Below are 15,062 nucleotides of genomic sequence, written 5' to 3'. Positions count from 1 at the left end.
TTCAAGTGAATTGTATATATCCTGTGTTCAAATCGATATATCACATTTTAAACATAGACATCATTAATCCATAAAAAAGGCCATTATAAAAATAATGGCCTATTCGCAATTTAAGATAGATCATCGTATTTAAATCATTTGAAGGTGCTGTCTAAACACGCTAAATTGCCTGTATTTCAATAATCCAAATTTAAAAAACTGCGGTTAATTTTAACTTAAAGTTGGATAAATGACCGTTACTTTAACTGGTTTTAGATTTCGAGAATGATCGAATCAACACGTACATAAATGGAATAAAAATCAGCACTAAAACTGTCCCAAAAACAACGCCCCCCAATACACTTACACCAATTTCCTGACGGCTTGCAGCCCCTGCGCCAAAAGCAAAAACCAAAGGAATTACACCTGCACCAAAGGCCAATGAAGTCATTAAAATAGGACGTAAGCGCAGCCCTGCCGCTTCTAATGCAGCAGCAACTGCAGTTTGACCTTTTTCTTGTGCAATTGCTGCAAATTCTACAATTAAGATCGCATTCTTACATGACAGACCAATAGTGGTGAGTAAAGCTATTTGGAAGTAAATATCATTTGGAAACCCCATCAATTTACTGAAAATAATACTACCACCGACGCCAAGCGGAATGGCTGCAATCACTGCTGTCGGAATCGACCAACTTTCATATAAAGCAGCAAGACATAAGAAAATAAATCCAATTGAAACTAAATAGAGCCATAAAGCCTGACTGCTTGATTTCTGTTCTTCGAATGACAAACCACTCCATGCCACATCAATTCCATCATGTTGAGCAATCAGCTTTTGAATATCACGCATTGCCACGCCAGAACTGGTATTTTTTGTTGCATCTGCTTCCATTTCTAGGGCTGTATAGCCTTGAAAACGATTGACAACATCAGGCCCACCATCCCAATTGATTGTTGCAAAATTACTAAACGGAATCATTTGATTTTGTGCGTTGCGTACCGTCCAATATTGCAAATCTTCGGGCTTGGAACGAAATGCTGCATCAGCTTGCATCATGACTCGTTTAATTCGACCACGGTCAATAAAATCATTGATATATGAGCCTCCCCAAGCAGCAGAGAGTGTGCTGTTGATTTCAGACTGAGATAGACCATTTGCCAAGGCTAATTTTTGATTTACCTCAACTTTGAGCTTCGCTTTATCAGGATTAGACTGTTTGTCTAAGTTTTCAAAAGTAGTTACTTTTGTCGCTTCATTTTTGAGTAATTCAAACTGCTGATCTAAGTATTTCCGACCTTGACCATTAATATCCCGAATCCAAAATTCAATACTGTTGCTATTGCCCAAACCATTCACAGAAGAAGGCATCATCACTGTAATATTGGCATTTTTATTATTTTTAAAATATTTCATTGCACGTTCACGGATGGCTTGAGCTGAATTGGCACTCCCTACACGTTCATCCCAATGTTTTAATGCAATAAAACCTGTGCCTAAGTTTTGCCCTGTTCCTGAGAAATTACGACCATAACGAATCAGTACAATATTGACATTTTGTTGTTCTTTTTCTAGGAAATATTGACGAATTTCTTCACCGACAATTCGGCTCTTGGAAATCGGTGCACCTTCCGCAAGGCGGAATTGAACGCTCAACATTCCTTGATCTTCACTGGGTATAAAACTGGTCGGTAAAACCCGATAAATCATTGCAAAAACACTAACTAACCCAATAAAAATGACTAGAACGACCCACTTCAATTGCAGAGTCTTTGCAACAAGTTTTAAATAGGCTTGTTTTAAATGCTCAAGTTTTTGATTAAACCCATTTGCCCAACGCATAGTTTTTGGATTAGGTTTAAGAATGATTGCGCATAAAGCAGGTGTCAAAATCAATGCAACCAAGAGTGACAAAGCCATTGCTGCAACTAAGGTAATGGAGAACTGGCGATAAATCACCCCTGTCGATCCTGTGAAAAAAGCCATGGGAATAAACACAGCAGTAAGCACAACAGTGATCCCGATCAAAGCACCAGTCATTTCCTGCATAGATTCAATAGAGGCTTGTTTTGCAGATAATCCACGCTCATGCATCAGTCGTTCCACATTTTCAACAACGACAATGGCATCGTCTACCAATAGACCAATCGCAAGTACTAGAGCAAACAATGTCAATGTATTGATACTGATTCCCAATGCAAACAACACGGCAAATGTTCCCAATATCACGATAGGAACAGTAATAGTTGGAATTAAAGTTGCACGCCAGCTTTGTAAAAAAACAAACATGACAATCACAACCAGAATGATGGCTTCAAATAAAGTTTTGATAACTTCTTTAATCGACTCTTGCACGAAAGGCGTGTTGTCTCGTGGATAAACTATCTTATAGCCATGCGGTAATTTTTGTGTAATTTGTGCCAATTCAGCCTTGATCAAAGCTGAAGTTGCTAAAGCATTTGCACCAGAGGATAAAGAAATCCCGATACCTGATGATGGAAAACCATTAATGGTATTAAAGGATTGGTAATTTTCAGCACCCAATTCAATACGTGCAACATCTTTTAAATAAACGTAACTGCCATCCACATTGGATTTGACAATGATGTTTCGAAATTCTTCAACTGTTTTTAAACGTGAACCTGCAGTGACTTTAGCATTTAAATATTGATCATCAACTGTGGGTAAATCCCCGATTCCACCTGCCGCAACTTGAGTATTTTGAGCCTCTATTGCTGTACGAATATCGCTCGGCATCAGTTGATATTGACGTAATAAATTCGGATTTAACCAAATGCGCATTGCATATTGTGAGCCAAAAACATCAACTTCCCCGACACCGTCAATACGAGAAAGCTCTTGCTCAATATGGTCAGAAAGATAATCACCTAATTCAATATTATTGCTTTTCCCCGTTTCGTCGTATAAACCCACGACCATAAACGTATCGCCAAGTGATTTATAAACATTGACCCCTTGACGCTGAACATCTTCAGGTAAACGGCTAATCACACTATTAATACTATTTTGAACTTGGACTTGTGCGGTATCAGGATCCGTTCCATTCTCAAAACTAATACTGATTCGTGCACGCCCAGAAGAGTCACTACTCGAACTAAAATAAAGTAGATTGTCTATACCTTTGATCTGTTGTTCTAAAACTTGGGTTACACTCTGTTCAACTGTTTCCGCATCTGCACCTGTATAAGTCGCTGACACAGTGATTCTAGGTGGTGCAATATCGGGATAACGCTCTACAGGAAGATGAATAACGGAGAAAATACCCAATGCCATCACAATGATGGCGAGTACACAAGCAAAAATAGGACGATGAATAAAGAATTTTGAAAGCATCAGATTAAATTCTGTAGCAGATGAATATTATAAATCTCGTAAAGACTCAGGGTGCGTCAATTAACTCATAAATTTCTATATCAACGACTAAAATTGAATGACCATGCGCTGACATACTCTGCAAGGAAATGATGAGCATAGTTTGGCTATTTTCTAGTTCCATGACCAAAGCTGAGAGTATTTTAGCTACAACCCTAAAATCCCTTTCTATGGATATTCTGTGAGTTCATAAAAAAACTCAAGAACAAATAACAGAAAACTGAATTTTATCATTAAATATGAAGAAATTATGGAGAATTATATAAAATAGAAAAAATAAGTTTTTGTAATTTCATCATTTCTTCATAGCAATGTCATCATTCTGTCAATCAAGTTTTTCACACTCATGCAAACGTTAACAGCATAATTTGAGTAGAAAATGATTAAAAAAACCTTAATAATGACCAGTATCATGGCACTTTTAAGCGCTTGTAATGACGATAATAATGATTCAACAACAATCTCAAAACCTGAATATAAAGAACCAAAAATTATTATTGTAGGTCACCGAGGTGCGAGTGCTTTACGCCCTGAACATACCTTAGAAGCATACCAAAAGGCGATTGATGATGGTGCAGATTTCATTGAACCCGATTTAGTTTCAACCAAAGACGGCATTCTAGTGGCACGTCATGAAAATGAAATTGGTGGTACCAGTAATATCAGTGAATTAGCGCAATTTGCAGATCGCAAAAAAACCAAAATCATCGATGGAACGTCATTAACAGGATGGTTTACCGAAGATTTGACATTGAGTGAATTAAATCAAATTAAAGCACGTGAACGTATTCCAAAACTTCGCCCTGAAAATACCAAATACAATGATCAATTCAACATTCCGACATTGGAACAAATTATTGAGCTTGCAGAAAAAAATTATAAGAAAACAGGAAAAATTATTGGTCTATATATCGAAACCAAGCATCCCACTTATTTTCAAAAAAACAATTTAGGACTTGAAGATCCTTTATTAAAAACACTGGCGAAATACCAATATACACGTGACATAGCACCGATTTACTTACAATCTTTTGAAGTCAGCAATCTCAAATATATGAAAGATCAACTGACACTCCATAAAAGTTTAAAACATGCCAAAATCATTCAACTCTATGATGATAAAACGGCTAGTCCTGCAGATTATGTTGCTCAAGGCATTAAAACAACCTACGGCGAAATGGCAACAGCACAAGGCTTAAAAGAAGTTGCCAAATATGCCAATGGTGTAGGCCCTTGGAAACCTTATATTTTCAATGAAAGCTTTACTGCACCTTCCTCCTTTGTTGCAGATGCACATGCCGCAAATTTAAAAGTGCATCCTTATACTTTCCGTCCTGAAAATAACTTCCTTGCTGCAAATCTCAAATGTAGTAGTGCTGAAACAGATGCCTCTAAACGCTGTGAGGCTGGTGCAAATAAAGAGTTTGAAATGTACTTTAAAGCAGGCGTAGATGGCTTATTTACAGATGATCCAGGTCTAGGTCGTAAAGCTGTCGATGCGTATTGGAAAGCGAATCCAAGTGCACAATAAATATTGATGTCTACGCTTTAAAACGGTTTTATTGGGCAAGTGCTTGAATGGCTTGCCCAATTTTTTTATAAACTTGATGTATTTTGCCTAAAATTAATACCCATTTAAGTTTAAAATAATACACTTTTTAAAAATTTAGCTTCATTAATTTATGAGTGATTATTCTCCCCTTAAAGGTACGACTGGTTTTAAACGTATCGTCAATGCAACGGGTTATTCTTTGGCAGGTTTTAAAGCTGCTTTTCGAAATGAAGCTGCTTTTCGTCAAGTTATTTTCCTGAATGTGATTCTCATTCCAATCACCTTTTTCTTAGATTTAAGTGCTGTTGAACAAGCTTTAATGATTGGCGTATGTTTATTGGCGATTATTGTTGAGCTGTTTAATTCGGCACTGGAAGCTGTGGTTGATCGTATTTCCTTAGAACGCCACCCTCTTTCCAAGAATGCCAAAGATATGGGCAGTGCTGCTCAATTTGTTACTTTAACGATTATTGCCGTGACTTGGGCTTTAATTTTACTGCGCTAAAAACCATCAGACTTTAGAAATAGGTTGAAAATCTAGACTGACTTTATTCATAAAGTATAGTTTGATTTGCGAAGTGCATTTTGCCTTCGCAAATCATTGGATTAAAACCGCTCTATCCTTTAATACGATCTATCCTCTAATATTTGAACTTCACATTAAAACGAACCATCATTGGATCACCCCAATTGACCAACTGTGCATTCGGTGTTGTTCCTGCTAAGTATTCTCGATCAAATAAATTTTTAATACTTAAACCTGCACCCCACTTTTCTGCTTCATAACCTGCATTTACATCAAATACCGCATAACTGGGTAAATAAACATAGTCCGTACTCCGTTGCGCAGTGCGTGAACCCTGATAACGTATCCCAGCACCGATATTCCAACCGAGTTTATCAGGGCTAAAATAATATTGAGTCGATAGTGTTGCTGCATTTTTAGGGACATGATTGCTGCGTTTACCAATTTCACTGGCAATTAAACTTTCTGTGATTTTTGCTGTTGGAATATAACTATAGCTTGTCGAAATATTCCATTGATCCGTAAGTGCAGCGGCCATTTCAGCTTCAAAGCCTTTGGTCACTTGTTCACCTGTTTGGATAGAGAAATTGCCAGAAGTATCTGCCTCTGTCACGTTTTTACGCGTTAAATCATAATAAGCAATATAACCTTGCAAACGTTGATCCAAAGCTTGTAACTTCACCCCAATTTCTGCTTGCTTACCCTGTTCTGGATCAAGTAAATCACCATTTTCACCTGAATCTGTTACAGGCATAAAAGAGGTTGAATAACTGATATAAGGTGCAAACATATCATTGATGCGATACATCACAGAAGCACTACCTGTAAAAGCATTGTCCGAATTTTTGGTTGCTGTATGATTTAAAAGACTATCAATTTCAACTTGCGTCCAATCATGACGTCCAGACAACCCGATAATCCAATCATCATCAATTTTAATGGTGTTACGTAAATATAAACCCGTGTATTGGCTATAGGTTATTTCTTCAGAGGGTGTACCTCTTTTTTTAATCACGATGTTGCCATAGCTTGGATGATTTGCATCAAAATCATTGATCGTATCTGTACGACGATAATAATCACTACGCTCTCGCATCATGTCTACACCAACCATGACATCATAGTTGATCGGTCCAAAATTGAAATTACGTTGTAAATTTTGATCCAAGGTATAATTTACATCTTGCTTATCTTGGTTGTTAATGGCTCGCTTAATTGTAGGAAGTACATTTCGACCGGATGCAAGAATCGAATCACCCAATGTCTCAGTTTTTGTCACAGCAAAGTTTTGTTTAAACGTCCAATCATTATCAAAATAATGAGCATAGTTTGTCCCAAAGCGATAAACATCGACATCATAGCCATAGTCTGGATCACCAAAGAACAAGCTATGTGAATAATTCTTATAATTTCCACTGCTATATGGAATACCTTGCTGACGCAGATATTCACGACGTTGATAACTGGCAATTACAGATAAATCATCTTTTTCACCTAAATCAAAATTATACGATGGCGCAATATAAAAGTTTTTAAAATACACTTCATCCGTTGGATCATCCTGATCAGACACTCGCCCGACGATACGGAATGCGCCTTTTTCTGTGTTGTTTGGCGCATAGTTCAGGTCAAAAGTTCCCTCTTTTAAACCATAACTCCCGTAACTTAAACTACCTTTATAAGCTGTTTCAGCTTGCGGGCGTTTTGTGGTTAAGTTGACTAAGCCTCCAGGTAACGCTAAGCCAAAACCGACTGAGGTAGGGCCTTTGACAACTTCAATCGATTCTAAACCTGAAATATCTTCTGCTCTTAAAACGTTATCTGAAGCTTGTACTCGTAAACCATCGATATAAGTTTGAGCACTCGAAATTTGCCCACGAATAATAAAGTCATCCCAACCACGACGACCATATTGTCCCGAGGTAACACCTGCGACACCTTCAAGCGCTTCCGCTACTGTTTTTGCTTGTTTTTGTTCGATCTGTTGATTTGTAATGACACTGATTGATTGTGCTGTTTCAAATAACGGTGCATCTGAGCGTAATACTGCATTCGCTGTTTTAGCTGCATATGGTTTTTGTTCTTTTCCAGCTTGTACTCTATCAGCTTCTACTCTAATTGAAGGAAGAACAGATACTGAGCTTTGTTGTGTCGTTGATTCGGTTTCTGCATGCGTGGTCGCTGCCAAAATAGCCAGAACTGAAAATGTTAAATAAGATCTGTTGAATCGCATTTGACAGCACCATATAGAAAAGTGACGTAAATTATAATCATTTGCGTTTATATGTATAGATACTCGTTAAGAAATATTTGTGGAAAATACATTAACTTTAGAAAATTTAAATAAATTTTACTTATAAAATATCGATGCTCTAATAAAAACCATTAACTGATTCATACCAGTCAGTTAAGAGTATTTTAAAGGTGACTCATCTAAAAATCTCTGCTACCCCTGAGCCATTTATGCTGCAAGGAAAAAAGAGCGGAACGATTCAGAATTTAAAATAACTTTAGATTCTGTGCGCAGCAGTGTTGTTCATCCCTCATTTGAAAAAGGTGAGCAGCATAGCTCTGCAAGGGGGAATATATAAAAAGGCTGAACTGAGCAGCATAGCATCAACTGATGAGCTTTTATTGAACCCTCTAAATTATTTTATTGATGAACAGTAATACTTATTTGCTCATCTTTAGCTAAAGCAACCGATGTCAAAATTAAAATGGCCAGAATAATTGGAACCGTAAGATCCATAAAATAATTGTAAACTTACCTGAAAATAGAAAATGAAGAGCAAGTGCCGTCAATTTTAGAAATACGAAAAGAACACTTGAAAACCGAACCACAAATGCTAGTCATAAAAAATGAGCGTATTTTCATACACTCATTTTTACAACATTTAAACTCTTTGTTTAGCTGAATGACATTACAGACTGAGTAACCTTTTCATCACGCAACTATTTTATCCTTAAACTATTAACCTAAGTATTCATGATTTTGGTTAAAATATTTTGGTATTGAATCACTGAATAAAATATTTCAGCTGCTTAGGTGAATCATTTCAATAAGGCAAACCGACATAATTTTCAGCCAAAGTAGTCAATCCAGCATGAGAATCTAAAATATAGTTCAACTCTGCCTGCTTAATTTTATGATCAAATTCGCTTTCTGTTTCAAAACGATGTAATAAATGTGTCATCCACCATGAAAAACGTTCAGCCTTCCAAACACGCGTTAAACATTTCTCAGAATACTCATCAATTCCTTGAGTGGAATTATTTTGGTAAAAATCAATCAAGGCACTTGATAAATAAGCAATGTCAGATGCTGCTAGATTAAGCCCTTTTGCTCCTGTAGGCGGTACAATATGTGCTGCATCCCCTGCTAAGAATAGTTTTCCAAATCTCATTGGTTCTGTGACAAAACTGCGCAAAGGAGCAATACTTTTTTCAATAGAAGTGCCTGTCACTAAATTATTACGGCTTTCTTCATCAAGACGATTTTTTAATTCATCCCAAAATCGTTCATCAGACCATTCTTCTACATGGTCTGTCACAGGAACCTGCAAATAATAACGACTATGCGTTTTTGAACGCATACTACATAAAGCAAAACCACGTTCTGACTGTACATATATCAATTCGTCAGAAACTGGTGGTACATCTGCAAGTACACCTAACCATCCAAATGGATAAACCTTTTCAAATGTTTTAATTTTATCTTGCGGTACGCTTGCACGACAAACACCATGATAACCGTCACAACCTGCTATAAAATCACATGCTAAACGAAAAGATTGACCATTTTGTTGAAATGTTACATATGGCTGCTGTTGATCAAAATCATGAACTTGAACATCTTGTGCTTCATAATATGTACATAAATCCGCTGCCTCACGTGCTTGCATTAAGTCTTTTGTAACTTCCGTTTGTCCATAGACTGTAACTTGCTTACCCTGTGTTAGAGCTGATAAATCGACACGATGCTTCGACCCATTACTTAGAATTTCAATTCCTTCATGCGGAAGTCCAAATTTTTTTAAATTTTCATCGACTCCAGCTTGATTCAATAAATCAACTGATACCTGTTCGAGTATTCCAGCACGTATACGAGATGCAACATAGTCTGCACTACGTTGTTCAATAATAATGTGTGAAATACCTGCTTTATATAAAAGCTGTCCAAGTAATAATCCAGCTGGACCTGATCCTATGATTGCAACTTGTGTTTTTAAATTTTCCATGACATTTGCTCCATATCCTTCCTTTTAAATTATTTTTTTTTGATTACTTTTAACATAGTGAAATGACGATAATGACCGTATAGTGTCTATATAGACCGTATATCGGACAAATAATCATTTTAAACTAGCGGATATAAATCAATGTTGAGATATCAATTAATCGAAAATAAAATTTCAGGTGAAACGATTAAACAAGATGATTACATTGCTGGGCTTGCCAAAGGGCTTAGTCTGCTTGAAGCCTTTGGTATAGATCGTCAAAAATTAAACTCAACTCAAATTGCAGAACGTACTGGATTAAGTCGAACTGCAGCGCGCAGATATTTAAGAACTTTAAAATTCTTGGGCTATTTGGAAAGTGATGATTATTATTTTTGGTTAACACCCAAAGTATTACGCTTATCAAGCTCCTATTTAAGCTCTGCACATTTACCCAAAGTTGTACAACCCATTTTGAACTTATTGAGCACCCAAACTAATCTGACATTTTCACTTGTCGTTTTAGATGAACATGAAGTCGTTCCAATCGCTCGAAGTTATTTACCTCAACAACACAACTTACGTCTGAACCCTTATGGAATGCATTTAGGCAATCGTTTGCCTGCGCATGCCACTTCAACTGGGAAAGTTTTGCTGGCGGCTTTAAGTTTAGATGAACAAAAATGTTGGGTAAAAAAATATGGTTTAAAACGCCTTACACCTTATACCATTCAAGATGAAGCACAGCTGTACCAAGTTTTAGTAACAATTCAAAAGCAAGATTATTGTTTATCGAAAGAAGAACATGAATTGGGCGTCATAGCAATTGCCGTGCCTATTTTGAACGCTCAGGGAAAGGCGATTGCTGCACTAAACTGTATAGGACAAACACATCTTGTTTTAGAAGAGCAATTAATCCAACAAATATTGCCATTACTGCGAAATACCGCCTATGAACTAAGAAGTATGGTTTAAAATAAGGAGATTTATCAAAAATTGTTGCTAGAAATGCCTATATGATGTGGCGGTCTGCTGAATTATGGTTTAACGTCAACTTCCCCCCGTTAAATCTATCATTTACCTATGATTTAAAATAAGAGCATCATCAGATTACACCGTGTATATTTAACTTAGACAATATCTACTCTTAGAATCGTTCATTTAAAAAAACAAAAAGGTCGCTTAGAAGCGACCTTTTTAAAGCTAAAACATATGAGTAAAATAATTATATGATAAACATATGCTTATATGTGGCGTAGCTTACATCATTCCGCCCATACCACCCATTCCGCCCATATCAGGCATCGCTGGTTTGTCTTCTGGAATATCCGTAATCATACATTCAGTCGTCAACATTAAACCAGCTACAGATGCAGCATGTTCAAGTGCTGAACGGGTTACTTTTGCAGGATCTAGAATCCCCATTTCCAACATGTCGCCATACTGAGAAGTTGCAGCGTTATAACCGAAGTTACCTTCACCATTTTTCACAGCATTGATCACAACTGATGGCTCATCGCCAGCATTTGAAACAATTTGACGAAGTGGCGCTTCAATCGCACGACGTAAAATGTTGATACCTACATTTTGGTCATCATTTGCACCAGTTAGACCTTCAAGTGCAGATGCCGCACGTACCAGTGCAACACCACCACCCGCAACTACACCTTCTTCAACCGCAGCACGTGTAGCGTGAAGTGCATCGTCAACACGGTCTTTCTTCTCTTTCATTTCAACTTCAGTTGCTGCACCAATTTTGATTACAGCTACACCGCCTGCTAATTTAGCAACACGCTCTTGAAGTTTTTCTTTGTCGTATTCAGACGTAGATTCTTCAATTTGTGCACGGATTTGAGTAACACGTTCAGCAATTTGCTCTGCATTACCAGCGCCGTCAACAATGACTGTATTTTCTTTAGAAACAGTTACTTTATGTGCAGTACCCAAATCTTGAAGAGAAGCTTGTTCTAAAGTCATGCCTACTTCTTCAGAAATAACAGTAGCGCCTGTTAAGATCGCAATGTCTTGTAACATTGCTTTACGACGATCACCAAAACCAGGTGCTTTAACAGCACAAACTTTGATAATGCCACGCATGTTGTTTACAACAAGTGTCGCCAAAGCCTCACCTTCAACATCTTCAGCGATGATAAGAAGTGGTTTACCTGTTTTCGCAACAGCTTCAAGAACTGCAATTAATTCACGGATATTGCTGATTTTTTTATCAACAAGAAGAATGAATGGGTTTTCAAGCTCAGCAGTTAAAGTATCTTGCTTATTTGCAAAGTACGGGCTGATATAACCACGGTCAAACTGCATACCCTCAACAACGTCAAGTGCATCTTCAAAGCCTGAACCTTCTTCAACTGTAATTACGCCTTCTTTACCAACGCGTTCCATTGCTTGCGCAATCAATTTACCTACAGTTTCGTCAGAGTTTGCAGAGATCGAACCCACTTGTTCAATTGCTTTGGTATCAGACGCTGGTTTTGCAGTCGCTTTGATGTTTTCAACAACAGCTTTTACCGCTAAATCGATACCACGTTTTAAGTCCATTGGGTTCATACCCGCTGTTACTGACTTGATCCCTTCATTTAAAATTGCTTGAGCAAGTACAGTTGCAGTTGTTGTACCGTCACCTGCGATATCATTGGTTTTTGAAGAAACTTCACGAACCAATTGTGCACCCATATTCTCAAACTTATCTTTAAGCGAAATTTCTTTGGCAACTGTTACACCATCTTTAGTAATGTGTGGTGCACCAAAAGAACGGTCGATGACAACATTACGACCTTTCGGGCCTAAAGTTACTTTTACCGCATCTGCAAGTGTATTTACACCAGCGATCATTTTAGAACGCGCTGAATCACCGAATTTTACGTCTTTAGCTGACATGCTAAACTCCAATATTCTTAAATTTTTACTGATTTGATTTTAAAATGGATTCGACTTTTTCATTGCGACTTAGATTTCTATGCATATTAAAAAACCAAGTCATTTAAATTATGAAAAAGTGATTCAGGTTTAACTTAACCTTCAAGAACCGCTAAAATATCAGACTCTTTCATCACAAGAAGTTCTTCACCATTTACTTTAACTTTTGTACCTGCATATGCACCGAACAATACGTTATCGCCAACTTTTACGTCTAATGCACGAACACCATTGTCAGTAATTTTACCGTTACCTACAGCGAGAACTTCACCTTGAGCAGGTTGTTCAGCAGCAGAAGTGCTTAGAATCAAACCACCCGCAGTTTTAGTTTCCTTTTCTACGCGGCGAACTACAACGTTATCATGTAAAGGACGAATGTTACTCATTTCAAACTCCATAGGCATTTCAAATGCCATTGATTACTCGATGAAGATGACTTCTTATTCCTAGGTCATCGACAAAATATTTGTATGTCACTTTTGTGGGGATGGAAATATAGGCTTCAAGGGGAAAACTTAAAAATATTTTGCAAATTTGTATTTTTTTTATTCATTCAATTCAAATCTCAAAATATATAGAAATTCATTGTTCTGATTTAACAATAAATTCTTGTAAATGTTCATCAAAAAAATAATGTTCGAACCGACCATCGTTATGAATTACATTAAAACTATTTGGAATATTTTTATGCAGTCGTTTTGAAACAGCAGTCCCAGCATGCACCTCATAAACTGGATGATTTAAATTTAACGCAAACTCTTGATTCAAATCATAAACTGCAACCAGATGTAAATGACCATGTAATAAAGCATACAACTGGTGCTGTCCCCATTCTTTTATGGCAAATTTACCCAATGCAGGACAATCCTTTAAATGATGCTCTGCATTGGAAATGTAAAAAGGTTGATGGCTGACAATGATTTTTAATTGATTAGTAGGTGCATCGGATAATAGCTGATTCACTTTTTGGATTTGCGTTAAAGAAATATGACCACGGGTGTGGTAACGACGTCGAATGGTATTCATTCCAATCAGATAAAAATGTTCAGTTTGTAAAGTATTTTCTAAACTACCAAAAAATAATTGATATAAACCAAAAGGTTGAAAAAATCGATTCCAAAGATGATACAAGGGAATATCATGATTTCCTGGAACCACAAAATAAGGGATTTTCAAACTATCTAAAAACTGACGACAGGCTAAAAACTCTTTAAATCTAGCACGTTGAGTAAGGTCACCACTCACAACAACAATTTCAGGTTGCCGTTCTGCACAAAACTTTTGTATGGCTTTAATACAGTCTTGACGTTCCGTTCCAAAGTGCAAATCAGACAGATGCAACAACATACGGCACCATAATATTTAAAGCATTTTTTTCTACGTGAAGTTTTAAAGGCGTATTCATAGACACAATTTCACCATCGACTGCAACAGTTAGTTTAGGCTTTTTTGAATATACAATGACGCTTTGCGCACCAAAACTATACACATCGGAGGCTTGGTCTAATTGCCCGCGTATCGTCTGAACAAGGGTTTTAAATAGTGTTAGTTTATCTCCCTTCGCAATCACCACACCTGCAATTTCACCAAGCTCTGCACATTTGGCTATCTTAAGTTTCATTTCCTTTAGCTGTAGTTGATTATTACCAAAAAAAATCAAGGGTGTTTTGACAGGATATTTTTGACCATCCACTTCAACTTCTAGTTTTAATTCTTTACGGTCACGAATCAGCACATCCAAACCTGATGTATAAGCATTTAAAGTAAAACGTCCAAATTTACGATTGTAATCCTCTCTTTTCTTTATAAATAAAGGATATAGCCCCAAACTCGCATTATTTAAGTAAATCTGATCATTAATACATGCAACATGTGAAGCACGTGGTGTCCCTGTTGCAATCACTTCTGCTGCTTCAAGTAAATCCAAGGGAATATTTAAAACTCTTGCAACATAATTGAACGTTCCTAAAGGCAAAATACCCATAGGAATTTTTTGATGTAACATTTGTGAAGCAACCGCATTCAGAGTACCATCACCGCCCGCAGCAACGATCACCCCTTTATGCTCATAACGTTGATGTCGTTCAAATACTTTTTTCATCAAAGTTTCAATGTTTGCTTCAGAGCCAATATCGAAAACTTGTATTTCAAACCCATGCATAGACCAAACCGTCATGAGTTGTTCATAAATGTCTTCTTTGTTATTGGCATGAAAACCTGATTTCTCATTGTAAATCATGGAAAGTGGTTTAAGATCTTTACGCATAAGCTTGATTATTTTGAAGTATTCCTTCTCATTTTGCCGATTTTGTAAACAATTGGTAGCCCCTTTATGTAAAATTAGAATTACGACCATTTATTTAATCAATAATAAAGTTCAACTATGTTTTTAAATTAACTTATTGTAAAATATTATTATTTAAATTTTAAATATCATATATAACCAATATAAATAGTTTA

10 protein-coding genes are annotated in these 15,062 nt (G+C 36.8%); 3 read left to right on the top strand and 7 right to left on the bottom strand.

Going from position 1 to position 15,062, the window contains the following annotated elements:
• Positions 1–241: 241 nt before the first annotated feature.
• Positions 242–3,334 carry a multidrug efflux RND transporter permease subunit gene (locus D7V20_RS14145; protein ID WP_120384829.1) on the bottom strand — a complete coding sequence of 1,031 codons (3,093 nt, stop codon included), beginning with the start codon at positions 3,332–3,334 and terminating at the stop codon, positions 242–244.
• Between the two features lie 418 nt (positions 3,335–3,752).
• On the opposite strand from D7V20_RS14145, the gene D7V20_RS14140 reads away from it, so the two are divergent.
• Positions 3,753–4,904: a glycerophosphodiester phosphodiesterase gene (locus D7V20_RS14140; RefSeq protein WP_120384828.1), complete on the top strand. Its 1,152-nt coding sequence runs from the start codon at positions 3,753–3,755 to the stop codon at positions 4,902–4,904.
• A 151-nt stretch (positions 4,905–5,055) separates the two neighbouring features.
• Positions 5,056–5,430 carry a diacylglycerol kinase gene (locus D7V20_RS14135; protein WP_120384827.1) on the top strand — a complete coding sequence of 125 codons (375 nt, stop codon included), beginning with the start codon at positions 5,056–5,058 and terminating at the stop codon, positions 5,428–5,430.
• Between the two features lie 136 nt (positions 5,431–5,566).
• On the opposite strand, the gene D7V20_RS14130 is transcribed toward D7V20_RS14135, so the two are convergent.
• Both D7V20_RS14130 and pobA read right to left on the bottom strand, forming a co-directional pair.
• The gene (locus D7V20_RS14130) at positions 5,567–7,684 is read right to left on the bottom strand and encodes a TonB-dependent siderophore receptor (protein WP_120384826.1); all 2,118 of its coding nucleotides are present in this window, start codon (positions 7,682–7,684) and stop codon (positions 5,567–5,569) included.
• Between the two features lie 823 nt (positions 7,685–8,507).
• A complete protein-coding gene (pobA, locus tag D7V20_RS14120; RefSeq protein WP_120384825.1) occupies positions 8,508–9,689 on the bottom strand; it encodes a 4-hydroxybenzoate 3-monooxygenase in 1,182 nt (393 codons plus the stop codon).
• A 141-nt stretch (positions 9,690–9,830) separates the two neighbouring features.
• Here pobA and D7V20_RS14115 point away from each other — a divergent pair, with 141 nt between their 5' ends.
• A complete protein-coding gene (locus D7V20_RS14115; RefSeq protein WP_120384824.1) occupies positions 9,831–10,643 on the top strand; it encodes an IclR family transcriptional regulator domain-containing protein in 813 nt (270 codons plus the stop codon).
• Positions 10,644–10,928: 285 nt separating this feature from the next.
• Here the strand turns inward: D7V20_RS14115 and groL are convergent, their stop codons facing one another.
• The 4 genes from groL to D7V20_RS14095 all read right to left on the bottom strand — a co-directional run bounded on the left by groL (position 10,929) and on the right by D7V20_RS14095 (position 14,868).
• A complete protein-coding gene (gene groL / locus D7V20_RS14110) occupies positions 10,929–12,563 on the bottom strand; it encodes a chaperonin GroEL (protein ID WP_120384823.1) in 1,635 nt (544 codons plus the stop codon).
• Between the two features lie 134 nt (positions 12,564–12,697).
• The gene (locus D7V20_RS14105) at positions 12,698–12,988 is read right to left on the bottom strand and encodes a co-chaperone GroES (protein WP_010113891.1); all 291 of its coding nucleotides are present in this window, start codon (positions 12,986–12,988) and stop codon (positions 12,698–12,700) included.
• 196 nt (positions 12,989–13,184) lie between these two features.
• A complete protein-coding gene (locus tag D7V20_RS14100; RefSeq protein ID WP_120384822.1) occupies positions 13,185–13,949 on the bottom strand; it encodes a metallophosphoesterase family protein in 765 nt (254 codons plus the stop codon).
• Entirely contained in the window at positions 13,930–14,868 is a 939-nt protein-coding gene (locus tag D7V20_RS14095) for a diacylglycerol/lipid kinase family protein (RefSeq protein ID WP_120384831.1), read from the bottom strand. The genes D7V20_RS14100 and D7V20_RS14095 overlap by 20 nt, the downstream gene beginning before the upstream one ends.
• Positions 14,869–15,062 lie beyond the last annotated feature (194 nt).

It is taken from the genome of Acinetobacter rongchengensis (genome assembly GCF_003611475.1).
Classification (GTDB): domain Bacteria; phylum Pseudomonadota; class Gammaproteobacteria; order Pseudomonadales; family Moraxellaceae; genus Acinetobacter; species Acinetobacter rongchengensis.
The sequence above is the reverse complement of the archived record's forward strand: the minus strand, read 5'-3'. Positions and strand labels throughout refer to the sequence as shown.

What these genes read in the sequence shown, in the direction of transcription:
- D7V20_RS14145 (WP_120384829.1), bottom strand. Translation starts at nt 3,334, where the DNA reads ATGCTTTCAAAATTCTTTATTCATCGTCCTATTTTTGCTTGTGTACTC.
- D7V20_RS14140 (WP_120384828.1), top strand. Translation starts at nt 3,753, where the DNA reads ATGATTAAAAAAACCTTAATAATGACCAGTATCATGGCACTTTTAAGC.
- D7V20_RS14135 (WP_120384827.1), top strand. Translation starts at nt 5,056, where the DNA reads ATGAGTGATTATTCTCCCCTTAAAGGTACGACTGGTTTTAAACGTATC.
- D7V20_RS14130 (WP_120384826.1), bottom strand. Translation starts at nt 7,684, where the DNA reads ATGCGATTCAACAGATCTTATTTAACATTTTCAGTTCTGGCTATTTTG.
- pobA (WP_120384825.1), bottom strand. Translation starts at nt 9,689, where the DNA reads ATGGAAAATTTAAAAACACAAGTTGCAATCATAGGATCAGGTCCAGCT.
- D7V20_RS14115 (WP_120384824.1), top strand. Translation starts at nt 9,831, where the DNA reads ATGTTGAGATATCAATTAATCGAAAATAAAATTTCAGGTGAAACGATT.
- groL (WP_120384823.1), bottom strand. Translation starts at nt 12,563, where the DNA reads ATGTCAGCTAAAGACGTAAAATTCGGTGATTCAGCGCGTTCTAAAATG.
- D7V20_RS14105 (WP_010113891.1), bottom strand. Translation starts at nt 12,988, where the DNA reads ATGAGTAACATTCGTCCTTTACATGATAACGTTGTAGTTCGCCGCGTA.
- D7V20_RS14100 (WP_120384822.1), bottom strand. Translation starts at nt 13,949, where the DNA reads ATGTTGTTGCATCTGTCTGATTTGCACTTTGGAACGGAACGTCAAGAC.
- D7V20_RS14095 (WP_120384831.1), bottom strand. Translation starts at nt 14,868, where the DNA reads ATGCGTAAAGATCTTAAACCACTTTCCATGATTTACAATGAGAAATCA.